We start from the raw sequence: 14,744 nt of genomic DNA, 5'->3' as shown, positions 1-14,744 counted from the left end.
AGGGCACAAATTAAATAATTATTACTCCTTTTTCCCTAAGATAATCCCTAACCAACTGAATTACTTTATTTTCATCTTCAAGTTCTAAGACTTTTGATATCAATTCCTTTCTAATAGAATCTTCATCTAACTTACTTATAGTATATTTAATTAAGCCAACTAGTGGAGGATTAACACTAAGGGCATCCACGCCCATACCTATCAAGATGGGCGTGGCATATTGTCTACTAGTCATCTCTCCACAAACTTCTGTATGCAAATTGTAGTGTTTGGCTTTTTCAATTGCTATTTTAATTAGCCTAAGAACTGAAGGATCAAATTCACTATATAGAGAGCTAACTTTAATATTTGTACGATCAACTGCAAGAGTGTATTGTGTTAAATCATTAGTGCCAATACTAATGAATTTTACATAGCCAGTTTCAATAATTTTATCAAGCAAAATAACGGCTGCCGGGGTCTCAACCATAATTCCAAGATTAATAATATCTAAAGTATGAGATAAACCAAGCTCAGCCCCTACCTTCTCTATAAGTTCGGCAACTTCGTAGATCTCCCTAACCTTACTTACCATTGGTATGAGTAGCCTAAGATTATTATTCGATTTGGCTACAGACAAATAGGCTTTAAGGAACGGCTTGAATATATATTCTAATTCGAGCAATAACCTAACACCCCTTAAACCCAAAAATGGGTTATTCTCTTCCAATTTAATGTAAGGAATAGGCTTATCAGCGCCAAGGTCTGGTGCTCTAATTACAATTTGCTTATCTCCAAAGAATTCAAGAAGTTTAATAAAAATATTATATAAAAGCTCTTGATTCGGTGGATTATTACTTAAGTATAGAAATTCTGTCCTAAAAAGACCAATGCCATCACAACCTAATGTAGAAGCTACACGAGCCTCCTCAATATTACTAACATTACATAAAACGCTTATCTCACGTCCATTAATTGTACGTGACTTTATATGAGCATAATTCTTGGCTGTTTCTCGTAAGCTTTCATAACGTTTAGATATTTCATCGTAAACTTTAAGGGTTTCCTCATTAGGATTTATTATAAGTTTACCCTCAAGTGCATCTATTATTACATATTTACCTTCAAGCTCATTCATACGCTCTATTTCTAAGTCAGGAACTATTAAGTAAGGTATATTATTATTTCTAGCAATAATAGCCGTATGGGAAGTAACGCCGCCTCGTCTAGTCACTATGCCCTTTATATTCTGTGAAATTAGCTTTATAGCATCAATAGGATAAATCTCATCTGCTACTATGATTAATGCAGTTTTATTCTCACTCTTATTTATTTCAAGAATATAATCTATAATATTCGATGCTATGCTCCTTAAATCGCTTTCTCTTAATGCTATTAATTCATTACCGCTCTCTTTAAACAACTTACTGTATTTTTCATAAATAAGCTTAATTGCAAGCTCAGCGCAAATGTTATTTCGCAGAATAAGTTCATTTGCTTCAGATACCAAAGATTCCGCCATTAATCTGTATGCCTCTATAAGCTCTTGGTCATTAGGTTGTAAGATATTTTTCAAATTAGATAAATAATTCCTATACTTATTTAAAGCATCAGTAAGTTTACGAGATTCCATAATAGGATCACTGGTTTTGCACTCATTTAATATGTTATTTAAGATATTCTCCATATTGTATACATGTACATCTCCAGTAGCTATACCTTCTGAGGCTATTATACCTTGATAAATGATCATTTTCATAACCCCTTATCTTCATTAGGTAATATTGTTTGTAATAAATGGGATATTTGATTTAATGCATCATTCTCATCCTCACCTTCTATCTTTAATACTATCGTATCACCATAATCCACGCCAAGCGATAATATTTTAAGTATGTTTTTCGCATCTACACAATTATCATTCTTACAAATAATAATTTGCGATTTAAATTTTGATGCTAATTGAACGAATCTCACGGCAGGTCTGGCATGTAAACCATGTCTATTAATAATCTTAACTCTTATTTCAATCGCCATCATCGATACGGGAGTAATACTTAAAAAGCTTTTGCTGATATAGCATTCGATGAGCATGGTCGTTAAGAAACTAATCAATAAGCCAGGTGAGGAGGTTAGAGAAATGCTTGAGGGGATGGCACTAGCTTTCCCTGAAATCATAAGGTTAGACCCAAACTATAACAATGTATATAGGAGGTATAAGAAACCTCCATATAAGGTAGCGCTTGTATCAGGTGGTGGAAGTGGACATGAACCAGCTCATGCCGGTTATGTAGGATATGGTATGTTAGATGGTGCAGCCGCAGGGTTTGTATTTACCTCGCCAACGATACCTCAAGTACAGGCAGCAATTAAGGAAGTAGCTACAGATGCGGGTGTTCTCGTAATTATAAAGAATTATTCTGGAGATGTTATGAATTTCAAAACAGCAGCCGAATTGGCAAAGAGCGAAGGCATTAAGACAGATTATGTAATAGTTAATGATGATGTGGCAATTCCAGAAAAGGAAAAAAGAAGAGGCACGACAATAACCGTTCTTGTACATAAAATAGCCGGCGCAGCAGCTGAAGAGGGCTGGCCTTTAGAAGAGGTAAAAAAGGTTGCACAGAAGGTAATTGACAATGGCAGGGATATTGGTGTAGCTTTAACACCATGTACCGTACCAGCAGCCGGAAAACCAACCTTTGAACTTGGACCTGATGAAATAGAGTTTGGTATCGGTATACATGGTGAACCTGGTATTCAAAGAATAAAATATATTTCATCAAAAGAATTAGCCAAGCTCATGGTCGATAAGATAGTCGAAGATTTAAAGCTCGAGAAAGGAGAGGAAATAGCATTAGTTGTACAGGGTACTGGTGGTACGCCTTACATAGAGAAATTCGTATTTTACAGAGATGTTCGTCAGTATGTTGAGTCATTAGGTTTAAAGGTCTTTGCAAGTTGGGTAGGTGAGTTTATGACATCATTAGAAATGCAAGGCGGCAGGGTAGCTATATTAAGACTTGATGAAGAATTGAAAAGGCTGTTAGCTGCTCCTGCACAAACGATTGCAATTAGGACACCGCCACTAAATGTAGTTTCGTAATTAAATATTAATAGTTAAAAATTAGTTCAATTTTTTCATATTTCTGGATTCTTCAGCTGCCTTTATTATCTCTTCTAACCCCTTACCTAAGCTAGCCTCAACAGCTGCGATAAATGCACCCTCAACTATTGGGGCATCGACTATTATTGTCTTTGTTTTCTTTTCATCATCTAATAAATTTAAAGCAGTCTTAGCACCAATAGCTGTACTGCCAAAATCTACAAATATTAATACACCCTGATTATCATAAACACCATTTATGGCTTCAACTATTTCACTTACATTCGTTCCAAGCTTACCCTGTTCCCCACCGACACATGCGACTTTAACATTATTACCAACCATTTGCTCTATGAGTTCCTTAATCCCTTCACTAATTTTCTTGGTATGCGATACTATTACTATGCCGACCATATTACTCACTATTTCAGCTTATATATGTCTCTTCAAGTATTTTCCCACTGGCCTCATCATATTTTGATACTTTAACACCAATCTTACCTTGCAGGGTATCTAAGAAAGTCCTTATTATAAGGTATGCTGATGTGGCACCAGGATCTTGATGCCCAATACTTCTTTCTCCTAAATAACTTGCTCTACCCCTCTTAGCTAGCATAGGTATTGTATTTAAAACACACTCCCTGGCATACGACACCACTTCACTAAGAACCTCTATAAAGTCCGCATTTGGGTTTTTAGAGACTATCTCTTTAAGCTTCTCAACAACTGGTTGTAACACATCAACCATGGTTTTTTCACCTGGCTTTGTGCCACCACCAATAGTTATCACTGCACGTAATCCAGCATCTAGCATATTTATGAAATCCTGAACAGTGATTTCATGCTTTCCAGATACAGTTTTTGCAGCCTCTAAAAAGAACATTCCGTATAAAGGTCCTGCGGCCCCTCCAACCACCTGTAATATACCTGTCCCAGTTAATTGGAGTAATGTTCCAATGTCTAAATTTCCTGGATTACTGCGCTGGCTTATTAACTCCATTACTTTCTCAAAGCCTCTAACCATATTTATACCATGATCCGCATCACCTATGTCGGAATCTAATTTAGTCAAATATTTCTCATTAGCTCTAAGGGTCTCTAGGATATTACGTAAAACCTGAATTAACATCGCAGAATTAATGGTGTAGACCTTTGTACCAGATGCGGACATATATCTCATAATTCGAGTTCCCGTTAGAATTTAAAAATTTTTTGTTCCTATTCAAAAGTCAAAGTTTCAGCATGTTGGTGTTAGTACCATATCTTCATGGCTTGAGTATTTCTTTATACAACCATGGGGTAAGTGCCTTCGGATGTTACACAACATCTCTGGGTTCCATTCCAATCATAAACCCAAGACTTAGTTAACCGAGAACTCGATACATAAACGCCCTAAGACCAAGCACAAACCATAAGCACAGGGCTTAGGACCGCGGGAATATAACCATGGAAGCTCCAAAGGGCATTACTAAGGCTTATTATGCAGTGAATTATACCTTAATTGTAGACCTCGCCTCATTCATTACATTGATGCTTAGCCGAGCCCCATTGGTTGCTGTTGCCATAGCGGTTATCATCCTCTACGTTAAGAGGAGGATTAAATCGAATATATATTCATATATATTCAAGCCGTTCCTTAAAGCCTATTTGTCTGTAGCCAAATCGTTTAGGGTCTGAGGTTCATGATTTAAGGGACTCCATTAACTCCCTGACGGGGTTTGGCGAAGCACTCCTCTCCATACTGGTGAAGAAGGGCCTCCTGAGCCAGAACGAGGCCCTGGCACTCAAGGCATCCAGCATTATACCCCACACCAGGCATTACACCATGGAGGATTATAAGAAGTTAATGGGGATCCTGGACAAGGATTTAGATGCCATCACCTGAGATGGCATCTTCGAGCACGAGAGAATAGCAAGAGCAATTTACAGGGACGGGTGGAGCTCAATAGGGATGATTACATTGATTACTACGCCAAACTCAAGGTCTACATAGGCATACTCGAGGGCCTCCTCATGAAGAAAGGAATACTACCCACAAGAAAACAGGAAAACGCGCCACACCAATAGGCTCACCCTCACGCTCACCATTTGATTATTACGTAGATTAGAAGGGGAAATCGAAAGCATAAAGTTCAAGATTTATGATTCGAGGATTTCCCTAATAGGATTTGACGAACTCTTCATATCAATGAAATATGCTCAGCAATTAGCCAGGTAAACCTACCATAGTATAAACTCAGCCTAATAGCCACAGCGACTTATAAGGGATTTTGAGTAGAGCACTAATTAAGTTGATTCACGACGATAATGAAGGCCCACCAAAAGCTTTGTCCTGGCTCCTGGGTAGGGTTAAGACTGGGGCTAACCTTGGACTTGCGCTGGTGGGCGGGCAGTTTGTTAATGTGGTTGTGGGTAGCCAAATCAGTGGCTACCTTTCACGCCAAAGTGACCATAGTGATTACGGAAAGACCACAGTCACCAATGTGATCACGGTGGGTACGTGATGCTTATGTTTACTTTTATTTTTTGAGTTCGTTAATTAGTTTCTTTATGTTTTCATTGCGTAACGTATTGTGTAATTGTACGAGTTCGCTGTGCCTTATTATTATTATTTGCTCTCTGATTTCATGAAATGCCCCCTGCATTGCCTCATTCACTAGTTTAAGTACTTGATCCACGTCCTCATTGGCGATGACGTAGATGGGCCTTGAACCATACTTATCATAGGCATGCTTTAACGCAGCAAGATCCTTATATATGTCACCCCTTACGTGAACCTCAACCACGGCGTAGGGCCCAGCCCTTGGCCCCTTGAAAAACGCCACGTCCACCCAGAAGTTATCAATTTTATGGTTAATCTCGGCTTTAAAGCCAAGCCACACACCAATATCCCTAACCATCTCAACCAACTCATCATGAATACTTGATTGGGGCTTCACCGTGGCACCCCTCCTAAGTGCCCGCTCTATGAGCTCACCCGCCTCCTCAGGGAGCGGTTTCTTAGAGTAATATAGCGAAGAGAGCGTGAGTATCCAAGGGGTCAGGTCCTTTTTCCCAAGGACCTTTGACAGTTCGTCCTTAACCTCATCAAACTTCACAACCCCCTCAGCAATGAATTTCACATTCACTATACGTGGATACAGTATTCTCCCCTCTTCCTCCTCCTCGGGGAATTGAGGCTTGCTGGACTCCCTCCACTCCCCAACTACCTCGACAACCGCCGTGAATGAGCCACAGAGCTCTTTGCAATTTTTCTTCATCATGATGTAGACCACAAGTCTATCTCCTGGCTTTATCTCTTCTGCAAGGTCCTTTGAACTCTCAGGTAAACCATAGATGAGGTGGCTCCTCATGTACCTATAATTCTCCTCAGACATCATTACCAACCAATACATCAGTAATAAAAATCATTAATTATTAAAAATTTTCCCCTTTATCTTTCTATAAGCATTGCGGAAAGATCTTGTTAGGTTACTGATTAACCCCACAAAACCTGTTGAACTCGCACATTCCTCAGATGAAGCTTCCCAATCCACTCCACTAGTATTGGGTATGCTGGTATGGTCAGTAATCCAGCTATGGCTAGATTAATGTAATAAAACCCCACCACAAGCTCCACTGCACCATAACTACATTACTCACAGTCAAGCCCCTCGCTGTAGGTATTATTAAAAGTCCATAATAGCGGTGCCATCTTGCTTAAGCGAGTTTAATTAGTAAGTTAAGGGAGGAGAGGCTTTAGTGCCCTAAATGCCATGGGGTCTTTAACCATTACCACAGTGTAAGCCCACGCTCTAAAAAGGAGCCTTGGAATCCACGATAAGGCCTGGAGGTGATGGATTATGAGTAGGGGAGGCTTCGCAGCTGAGTTTTGGTATAAACTTAGAAACTACCTAAATAGGTGGCGTGTTAACGGTCACAAATTAGCCGTTAAGGAATCCTTTCATCCCCTCCGTAATTATAATGGTTACCTCGGTAATCAGCGCCCTTTTAAGCGGCTGTCTGGTGAGTGGGGAGTCGCCATTGGTGGTGTGATTGAGGAGTTGCTGAGGCACGAGGCCAGTGCGGTGAGTTGGTGAGCTTGGTTACTTGACTGGTAGATCCTTCTTTTTGCTCCCAACGTGGAATGGTTCTTCGCTGTCTTTCCTGGCTAATAATCTGAATAGCCCAGAGCCCCTAGCGTCGCTGACGTGGACAGCCGACGCCGGCGGTCTCAGACCCCTAAGTCTTGGACGTCCGCGGGCTCAAGGCCGAGCGCCATCTCGCCGATCGCGGCGTCGAAGAGGGCTAAGTCCAAGACTCCCAGCGTCAACAACATGGGCAATATGTGCACCACGGGGGTTAACAGCTCGTCGGCCTCCTCGCTCGCGCCCTGCCTTCTGAGCTCAGCCGCCTTCTCGACGCGCTTCAACACCATAGCTCTCCAGGAGTATAGGACCTCGTAGCCGCGCTCCGTGAGGACGTAGACCTCCTTCTTGAACACGAGCCCTTTAAGCCTCCTCTCAACTAAGCCGTTCGCCTCGAGCGACGCGAGTAAAGCTTCCGCGTCCCGCACATCTACGCCGAGCATGACGGCCACGTCCTCCTTCGTCTTACCTCCTCGGGACAAGGCCTCTAGCACTAAGTAGCGCTCCGGCTGGAACTCCACGAGGGCCGAATATTGTGGGCATAAATCCTTAACCAACTGGATGGGCCTCTCGGCCCTACGCGCCCCGCCATGCCACGTACTGACGACGCCATTCGGCGATCGGGGCCGGCGATTTCTAGCCCGCTCCGGCCGGCTGGGGCGTTCCTCTTTTATATTCGATGGGCGATTGAGGCATCGGCGGTCTATGCCGACTCGAGCCCCGTGCTCAATAGCCCGATCACGCGACGAGCACTATGTGGGCAAGAACGCGCGACAACACGTCGCGGCTCGGAACCTCAGCTAAGTCGGCTCGAGCCGAGGGGGTTCGACGGCCGTCCAAGCGTTGAGGCGCCTCGATATTGGGCGCCGCCCATCTATATATAGAGAGTTCGAGTGGTCCATGGATCCCAGGAGGCTCGCCGCTGAGTTCGATAAGCGGCCTCTCTTGGTCTTCTGGGAGGCCACTAAGGCTTGTCCCTTGGCTTGTAAACACTGCAGAGCCGACGCCATACTCAAGCCCCTCCCCGGCGAGTTGGCCACGTGGGAGGCCAAGGCCTTCCTCGAACAACTCCTCGATTTCGGGAAGCCCCCCGAGTTGATAGTGACCGGGGGCGATCCCCTCATGAGGCTCGACATAATGGAGATCCTCGATTACGCCAAGGAGCTAGGCGTGCCCGCCTCCTTGGCGCCCGCTGTGTCGAGGAACTTGTTCGAGGCCTTGCCGGAGCTGAGGGGGAGGATAAAGAGCGCTTCGATAAGCCTAGACGGGCTCAAGGAAGTCCACGAGGAGCTCAGAGGGGTACAAGGCGTCTTCGACTCGACAATAGAGGCGATAAAGGCCTTGATGGGCGTTGGCATAAAGGTGCAGGTCAACACAGTGGTGTGGAGGAAGTCCTTCCCGCAACTGCCCGACGTGTTCAAGTTGATCTACGACCTAGGCGTGAGGGTCTGGGAGGTCTTCTTCTTGATAGAGACGGGGCGGGCTGTGAGGGCCCTCGACATAACTCCTCAAGAGTACGAAGACGCGGTCCAGTTCCTAGTGGACGCGTCCCGCTACGGCGTGCAGATAAGGACCGTCGAGGCCCCCTTCTACAGGCGGGCCAAGATCCAGAGGGCGTCGGGCCTCTCCTACAGCTCGCCCGCCTACGAGAAGCTCGTGGCGAGGCTGAGGGAGCTCATGGGCGATCCGCCAAAGCCGCTCGACCCCACGGTGGTGCCCACGAGGGACGGACACGGCATAATCTTCGTGGCGTACGACGGCACCGTCTACCCAAGCGGTTTCCTCCCCTATCCTCTCGGCAACGTGAGGAGGGAGTCCATTGCGAGGATTTACCGGGAGCACCCGCTCTTGGTCAAAATGAGGCGCGGAGAGCTCAAGGGGAGGTGCGGCGTGTGCGAGTTCAAGGACGTCTGCGGGGGCTCGAGGGCTAGGGCCTTCGCGTTCTTCAAGGACCCGTTGGCCGAGGACCCCGCCTGCGTGTACGAGCCCAAGGGCCTAACCTAAATATAATAAGTTAAATAATAAATTTAAGAATGAATTAAATTTTTGCTGTTAAGCCGGCCCGAGGGGCTCGACGCATGTGCGCGGGAAGCTCTGTAATATGAAGAAAATTTAAAATTATCATTAAACAGAGTACTCATGGAGCTCGCGGCTACAACGACCACCAAGCCTCAGCCGGTCTGGAACGGCGTATATTTCAACACCAACACCATAATACCTTGGCCCATAGTCTTGGCGTTTACGCTCATCTACTTCGGCCTTCTGGCCTGGGCTTGGAGGCCCAGAGAGGGGAGGGCTTTTGGAAAGTTCAGAACTCTCGATTTCGTCTACGTCGCCCTCGTAGCTGCTCTCACAATCGTCTACAACTTCTTCATCTCGCCTCTCATCCCGAAGGTGGGCTCCATAACTACGTACTTCTATTATCCGCTAATCGGCGAGATATTCCTCTTACAGCTTGTCGCCGCCTTGTCGGGGAGGCCCGGCGTCGTCGGCCTTACCATGTTCGTCTATACGTTGCTCTCTGATATAGTCCATTACGGATTTGGCGGCGAGCCCTTCTGGTTTATCTACGAAATGACGGCGTACGGCGCCTTGATCGATCTGTGGCTCATCTACAGAGGGGAGGCCATATTCACGCCCTATCTCAAAGCCCCCAAGATGGCCTTAGACGGCGGCGAGGTCGAGGAGGCGGCCCCGCCGAGCGATATCGGCGTGGTGTTCGCAGACGGCGTGATCTCCGGCGCTTGGATAGGCATGGCCTATCCGTTCTGGTGGAGGGGGTTCTGGGGCACCTTCGTCACGGGCTACGTCACCACGGTGCAGTTCTGGGCCATTACGAGCGTAACCGGCCTTTTAGCGGGCGCCGTCATGGGCGCCTTGGTGGCGCCGTTGGTAGCGTATATTAAACGGGTGGCGACTTAGCCCTCGATGAAGGTTATAGAACTAAACAACGTTTTTGTTAGATATATACAGCCGTATAGGCTAGCGTTGAAGGAAGTGACGCTCTCGATAGAGGAGGGCGAGTTCGTGTTGTTGGTGGGCAAGACAGGCTCGGGCAAATCGACTCTCATAAACACCATAAACGGCGTTATACCGAATATAATAAAGGCCGAGGTGAGGGGGAGGGTCTCCGTGTTGGGCAAAGACCCCAGAAACGCCCCCGTCTACAAGACCGCCCTGGACGTGGGTACCGTGTATCAAGTACCCGAGAGCCAGATCTTCGCGTTGGTGGTGGAGGACGACGTCGCGTTCGGCCTCGAGAACAGGGCGATCCCCCCAGAGGAGATGAAGGAGAGGGTCAAGGAGGCGTTGGAGCTAGTGGGCCTTTGGCATAAGAGAGGCCACCCCACGTTCCTCCTCAGCGGCGGCGAGAAGCAGAGGTTAGCCATAGCGGCAATACTCGCGTTGAGGCCGAAGGTCTTGATCTTGGACGAGCCTACATCTATGCTCGACGCCGTGGGGACCAAGGAGGTCTTCGACCTCTTGGGCAAGCTGAACGAGCAAGGCATCACTATAATAATCGCAGAACATAAAGTCGAGAAGGTGTTGCCGATGGCCGATAGAGTAGTGGCGATCGACGACGGCAGGATAGTCCTCGACGAGGAGCCCCACAAGGCGGTGGCCAAGGGCCTCCACAAATTCGGCGTGGAGGAGCCCCAAGTGGCCTACCTACACCGTTTGGCCAAGCCGGAGGACTCGAGGTTCCCGATAACGGTCGAGGAGTTCGTAGAGGCCAACAAGGGCTTGGCGATCGACGTAGTGGAGGGAGAGGGGCCTCCTCCCGGCGAAGCCGTCGTGAAGGCCAGCGGCGTCGTCTTCAGGTACCCGGGCAACGAGGCGCCCACCCTTAAGGGCGTAGACATGGAGATCCCGCGAGGCGCTATAGTGAGCGTAGTCGGGCCCAACGGGTCAGGCAAGAGCACCTTGATGTACCTCATGGCAGGCATATATAGGCCGACCTCGGGCGTCGTCGAGATAGCCGGCAGGCATCCCGCCGATCTCTCGGGCTCCGAGAGGGTGAGGCTAGTCGGCTACGCGTTCCAGGACCCGGACCAGATGTTGATGAACACTACGGTGAGGGCCGAGATAGAGATGACGTTGAGGCTAGCTGGCGTCAAGGGGAGGGCCTTGAAGAGCTTGGCGCAACAAATAGCCAAGGACCTCGGCATAGAGAAGCTCTTGGATAAGAGCCCGCACAAACTATCAGTAGGGCAGAGGAGGCTCGTGAGCCTCGCCGCGGTGCTAGCGGCGTCTCCAAAAGTCCTAATACTCGACGAGCCCACAAGGGGGCTCGACAGAGAGACCGCGGAGACCACGATGAAGTACCTCATGGACGTAAAGAGGGAGAGGGACATGACTATAATATTAGTCAGCCACGATATGAGACAAGTAGGCGATTACAGCCAGCTGGTCTACGTCATGTACGACGGAAGGGTCGTGTACAAGGGAACTCCGGAGGAGGTCTTCGCCGAGGCCGAGAAACATAGGGAGTGGGGCGTCGAGCCTCCGCAAGTTTACTACGTAGCGAAGCACTACGGCAAGCTAGCCGCCAGCCCCAAGAGGATAAGGCTAACGCCCGTATAAGCCCACGAGCTCGCCCTCCGCTATCACGTAGGGCCTCGCCGATTCTAGGACTTCCCTAGCGGGGGCGCCGGGCGGCAGACCGAGCGTCGCGTTGAGCGCGTACACTGTTATAATATACCTATGGGGCCTCCCCGGCGGAGGGCAAGGGCCGCCGTATCCGATCCTCCCGAAATCGTTGACTGCTTGGAGCCCGTACTGGGTGGAGGCGGCTGGCGGCACTCCTTGGGGGAGCTCCGTCAAGTTGGGGCTTACGTCGTAGAGCACCCAGTGTATGAACTGGCCGCCGGGGGCGTCGGGATCTATCATGGCTATCAACAAGGACTTGGCCTTCTCGGGGACCCCGCTCCATTTGAGCGGAGGCGATATGTCGGCACCGTCGCACGTGTACTGAGCTGGCATAGTCGAGCCGTTCGAGAAGGCCGGAGAGTAGACCGTCATGGAGCCGACCGCGCTAGTCAAGCTCGGGGCCTTCTGGAAGTACAAGACCGCGAGAAGCGCCGCTATCGCGATTACGAGCACGACGGCTGTTATCAAGAGAGGCCTCATGGACGGGACGGGGCTTATGCTTAAAATTATTTTATCTAAAAATTCTATGGAGCCCGTCCCCGGCGCCCTCGCCTCAGATATAGGCGCATTTCTTTACAACCCAGTCGTCAATTGGGCGATCGCCTTAGCGTATCTTTTATGGGGTCCCGCGCTGGTTATATACCTCATCTTCAAGCTCATCGGGTTCAGGGGCTATATGTCCCTTTTCAGATATGCCGGCGGCGCCTCGTTCTTGTATAAGCTGGATCCGAGAGTCAAGATACTCATGTCCATAGTGGTCACCACGGTCGCTGCGATGACCGTCTGGTGGATCTCGGCCATAATCTTCGCGGCCGTCATGGCCCTCTACGCCTTCACGACAAACGTGCGGGAGAAGATGAAGGTGGTGGTCCCGCTGGTCCTCGCCTCGTTCATAGGCACGGCTTGGGCCCAGTCCATGATCGCGCCGTATAGCTACTTGGTCTTCGACTTCGGCGAGGTCCACTTCTTGTACGCCTTCCCGCCGGCGCTCTCCGCGCTCGGGATAACCAAGGCCAACGGCACGGCCTATGTGCCTTTCTTGGGCTACGTGGAGAGCCCCACGGGCCTAACCTTGGAGGGCTTCATCTACGGCCTCCAGATAACCTTCAGGTCTGTCGCGGCGATAGCGTCGGGCCTCTTGTTGATATTCACGACTCAGCCGTCTGATATATTGACCTCCCTCGAGAAGTCCGGCCTGCCGGTCGAGCTCGGCTTCGCCTTATTGCTGGCGGTCTCCTCTGTGCCCAAGGTGTTGGAGGCCTCCATGACGACCTTGAACGCCTTGAAGGCCCGCGGCGTGGAGTTCCGGCCCAGGGGCAGCAACACATTCGCGGCGTTGGCAGCCCTCGGCGACAGCGTTAGGTATATCGTGTTGGCGTTGGTCACAATAGTGATCTTGACGCTCAAGGACGCCGTGCAGATAGCCGTCGCGGCCGAGATAAGGGGCTTTAGAGCGAGCCGGCATAGGACCTACTACCGCGACATGAGGATGAAGAAAATGGACTACGTTGGCGTAGCTCTGCTCTTGGCCCTGCTGGCGCTCGGCGTTTATCTATCGGGCGTGCCGGGCTTAGGCGCAGTGCCCTATAACCCTTAACAGTTACATCCGCCCGAGGCTCCTCCGAGCAACTTGTTCTCCTCGGCCAGCCTCCTCCAACAGTCTGGGCAGAGCAACACTGAGCCTAAGCCCTTGACATAACCCTCGAGTAGAGCTGTGTCGCTCCTCCCGCATATATAACACTTGTACATGACGTCCCCGTGTCCCAGGGCCTAAAAGCGCAACGCGCCGTGCAAGATCTGCCTCAGACGTAAATGATTTTAAGACAATATGCCGGAAAAACGATGGAGAAAAGGTATAGGATATTTGATCACTACGCAATAGCGGCGTCCGTCGGCGTGATGTTGGCGCTTGCATCGTATCTACTCAGCGGGCCTAGACCTCTACACGCCGCGGCGGGCTCGGCGGTGGCAGCGACCATCTTGATAGCCATATTTGAATACACGTGCGGCTACGCCCGCACGCTGGTCGTGAGCGACGACAAGATAACCCAGATATGCCTCGGAAGGACTCTCGACGTGGCCTATAGAGGGCGCGTTGACCGCATAGTAGTGGAGGGCTGGTTCCTCTACTCGCGTCTATCTTTCCCGGGCGCGGGCAGCGTCGAGGTGCCGGCCTATGTCGCCGAGAGGCTCGCCAAGGATATCTCGGCTTGGTGGGAGATAGAGCTCGAGGAGGTCCAAAGGCTTTGGTTCCTCCCGCAGATAGAGCCGAGGCACTAATCGCCCGGCGCGGGAGCGCCGCGTCTCGACCAGTTACCACGGGGGACGGGGGTCCTCGCGGAGCGTTAGCCGAAGAGCCCCCACTCGGGCACCTTGAAATCCCTGCGGAGGGGATAAAGCGGCTTGCCGGTCTTCTCGTCTATACAGCAGTCGGGATCCAGGAGGAAGCGCTTGCCCATGTGCGGATTCCCGTCGAACCATATGCCGAACATCTCGTGGCACTCCCTCTCGTCGTAATCCGCCGACGGGAATATGTCGGCTATGGACGCTATGTGCGGATTATCTCTGGGTATCTCTGCTCGGACGTTCAATAAAAAGCCCTTGAGTTGCGGGTTGAGGTAGGAGAGGAAGGTGTACATGACCACGAACTTCTTCTCCTCCATGTAGTCCATCGCGCTCACAGAGAGGGCTTGGTCGAAGCCCAAGGCCTTAAGCCTCTGGGCCACCTCCCTTATCTTGTCGGCGGGGACCATAATGCAGAGGAAGCCGTCGGCCGAGACGCCGTGCGATAGGACGAGGTCGCCGAGGGCTTCCTTGAGCTTCGGCAACAGCGGATGGTCGGCGGCCGGGGGACACTTGGGCGGGAGCTTCGCCGACATGGC

Annotated in this window: 17 protein-coding genes; 8 read left to right on the top strand and 9 right to left on the bottom strand. The window is 49.4% G+C overall.

The genetic code is table 11. The features are described from left to right. Positions 1-10: 10 nt before the first annotated feature. Positions 11-1,738, bottom strand: coding sequence for a phosphoenolpyruvate--protein phosphotransferase (ptsP, locus tag ACZ5PA_RS07415; RefSeq protein ID WP_464929709.1), 1,728 nt, complete (start codon positions 1,736-1,738; stop codon positions 11-13). Then, a complete protein-coding gene (locus ACZ5PA_RS07410) occupies positions 1,735-2,016 on the bottom strand; it encodes an HPr family phosphocarrier protein (RefSeq protein ID WP_464929708.1) in 282 nt (93 codons plus the stop codon). The genes ptsP and ACZ5PA_RS07410 overlap by 4 nt, the downstream gene beginning before the upstream one ends. A gap of 55 nt (positions 2,017-2,071) precedes the next feature. On the opposite strand from ACZ5PA_RS07410, the gene dhaK reads away from it, so the two are divergent. After that, positions 2,072-3,085: a dihydroxyacetone kinase subunit DhaK gene (gene dhaK, locus ACZ5PA_RS07405; RefSeq protein WP_464929707.1), complete on the top strand. Its 1,014-nt coding sequence runs from the start codon at positions 2,072-2,074 to the stop codon at positions 3,083-3,085. A gap of 21 nt (positions 3,086-3,106) precedes the next feature. Here dhaK and dhaM read toward each other — a convergent pair whose 3' ends face one another. Together dhaM and dhaL are read right to left on the bottom strand one after the other, a co-directional pair. After that, a complete protein-coding gene (dhaM, locus tag ACZ5PA_RS07400; RefSeq protein ID WP_464929706.1) occupies positions 3,107-3,499 on the bottom strand; it encodes a dihydroxyacetone kinase phosphoryl donor subunit DhaM in 393 nt (130 codons plus the stop codon). 13 nt (positions 3,500-3,512) lie between these two features. Next, positions 3,513-4,265, bottom strand: a complete 753-nt coding sequence (dhaL, locus tag ACZ5PA_RS07395; RefSeq protein WP_464929705.1) for a dihydroxyacetone kinase subunit DhaL — start codon at positions 4,263-4,265, stop codon at positions 3,513-3,515. A gap of 564 nt (positions 4,266-4,829) precedes the next feature. Between dhaL and ACZ5PA_RS07390 the strand changes: the two genes are divergently transcribed. Together ACZ5PA_RS07390 and ACZ5PA_RS07385 are read left to right on the top strand one after the other, a co-directional pair. Next, a complete protein-coding gene (locus ACZ5PA_RS07390) occupies positions 4,830-4,970 on the top strand; it encodes a hypothetical protein (RefSeq protein WP_464929704.1) in 141 nt (46 codons plus the stop codon). A 50-nt stretch (positions 4,971-5,020) separates the two neighbouring features. Beyond that, positions 5,021-5,152, top strand: a complete 132-nt coding sequence (locus ACZ5PA_RS07385; RefSeq protein WP_464929703.1) for a hypothetical protein — start codon at positions 5,021-5,023, stop codon at positions 5,150-5,152. 452 nt (positions 5,153-5,604) lie between these two features. Here ACZ5PA_RS07385 and ACZ5PA_RS07380 read toward each other — a convergent pair whose 3' ends face one another. After that, positions 5,605-6,480 (bottom strand): EVE domain-containing protein, encoded by an 876-nt coding sequence (locus ACZ5PA_RS07380; protein WP_464929702.1) that lies wholly within the window; start codon positions 6,478-6,480, stop codon positions 5,605-5,607. A gap of 818 nt (positions 6,481-7,298) precedes the next feature. Further along, positions 7,299-7,733, bottom strand: coding sequence for a transcriptional regulator (locus ACZ5PA_RS07375; protein ID WP_464929701.1), 435 nt, complete (start codon positions 7,731-7,733; stop codon positions 7,299-7,301). A gap of 379 nt (positions 7,734-8,112) precedes the next feature. Between ACZ5PA_RS07375 and ACZ5PA_RS07370 the strand changes: the two genes are divergently transcribed. The 3 genes from ACZ5PA_RS07370 to ACZ5PA_RS07360 all read left to right on the top strand — a co-directional run bounded on the left by ACZ5PA_RS07370 (position 8,113) and on the right by ACZ5PA_RS07360 (position 11,796). Further along, on the top strand, positions 8,113-9,216 hold the full coding sequence (locus ACZ5PA_RS07370) for a TIGR04053 family radical SAM/SPASM domain-containing protein (RefSeq protein ID WP_464929700.1): 1,104 nt from the start codon (positions 8,113-8,115) through the stop codon (positions 9,214-9,216). 135 nt (positions 9,217-9,351) lie between these two features. Further along, positions 9,352-10,134: a hypothetical protein gene (locus ACZ5PA_RS07365; protein WP_464929699.1), complete on the top strand. Its 783-nt coding sequence runs from the start codon at positions 9,352-9,354 to the stop codon at positions 10,132-10,134. A gap of 6 nt (positions 10,135-10,140) precedes the next feature. Beyond that, on the top strand, positions 10,141-11,796 hold the full coding sequence (locus ACZ5PA_RS07360) for an ABC transporter ATP-binding protein (RefSeq protein WP_464929698.1): 1,656 nt from the start codon (positions 10,141-10,143) through the stop codon (positions 11,794-11,796). On the opposite strand, the gene ACZ5PA_RS07355 is transcribed toward ACZ5PA_RS07360, so the two are convergent. Beyond that, positions 11,782-12,342, bottom strand: coding sequence for a YbhB/YbcL family Raf kinase inhibitor-like protein (locus ACZ5PA_RS07355; protein ID WP_464929697.1), 561 nt, complete (start codon positions 12,340-12,342; stop codon positions 11,782-11,784). The two genes, ACZ5PA_RS07360 and ACZ5PA_RS07355, sit on opposite strands and share 15 nt — an antisense overlap. A 46-nt stretch (positions 12,343-12,388) precedes the next feature. Here ACZ5PA_RS07355 and ACZ5PA_RS07350 point away from each other — a divergent pair, with 46 nt between their 5' ends. Further along, positions 12,389-13,459 (top strand): energy-coupling factor transporter transmembrane component T family protein, encoded by a 1,071-nt coding sequence (locus ACZ5PA_RS07350; protein WP_464929696.1) that lies wholly within the window; start codon positions 12,389-12,391, stop codon positions 13,457-13,459. Here ACZ5PA_RS07350 and ACZ5PA_RS07345 read toward each other — a convergent pair. Next, on the bottom strand, positions 13,456-13,611 hold the full coding sequence (locus ACZ5PA_RS07345) for a hypothetical protein (RefSeq protein ID WP_464929695.1): 156 nt from the start codon (positions 13,609-13,611) through the stop codon (positions 13,456-13,458). The genes ACZ5PA_RS07350 and ACZ5PA_RS07345 overlap by 4 nt on opposite strands. A gap of 93 nt (positions 13,612-13,704) precedes the next feature. On the opposite strand from ACZ5PA_RS07345, the gene ACZ5PA_RS07340 reads away from it, so the two are divergent. Continuing rightward, the gene (locus ACZ5PA_RS07340) at positions 13,705-14,142 is read left to right on the top strand and encodes a hypothetical protein (RefSeq protein ID WP_464929694.1); all 438 of its coding nucleotides are present in this window, start codon (positions 13,705-13,707) and stop codon (positions 14,140-14,142) included. Positions 14,143-14,207: 65 nt separating this feature from the next. On the opposite strand, the gene ACZ5PA_RS07335 is transcribed toward ACZ5PA_RS07340, so the two are convergent. Further along, complete coding sequence (locus ACZ5PA_RS07335; RefSeq protein ID WP_464929693.1) at positions 14,208-14,741, bottom strand: NADH-quinone oxidoreductase subunit C; 534 nt, start codon at positions 14,739-14,741, stop codon at positions 14,208-14,210. Between the last annotated feature and the right edge of the window lie 3 nt (positions 14,742-14,744).

The sequence above is a fragment of the Thermoproteus thermophilus genome, assembly GCF_055392855.1.
The sequence above is the reverse complement of the archived record's forward strand: the minus strand, read 5'-3'. Positions and strand labels throughout refer to the sequence as shown.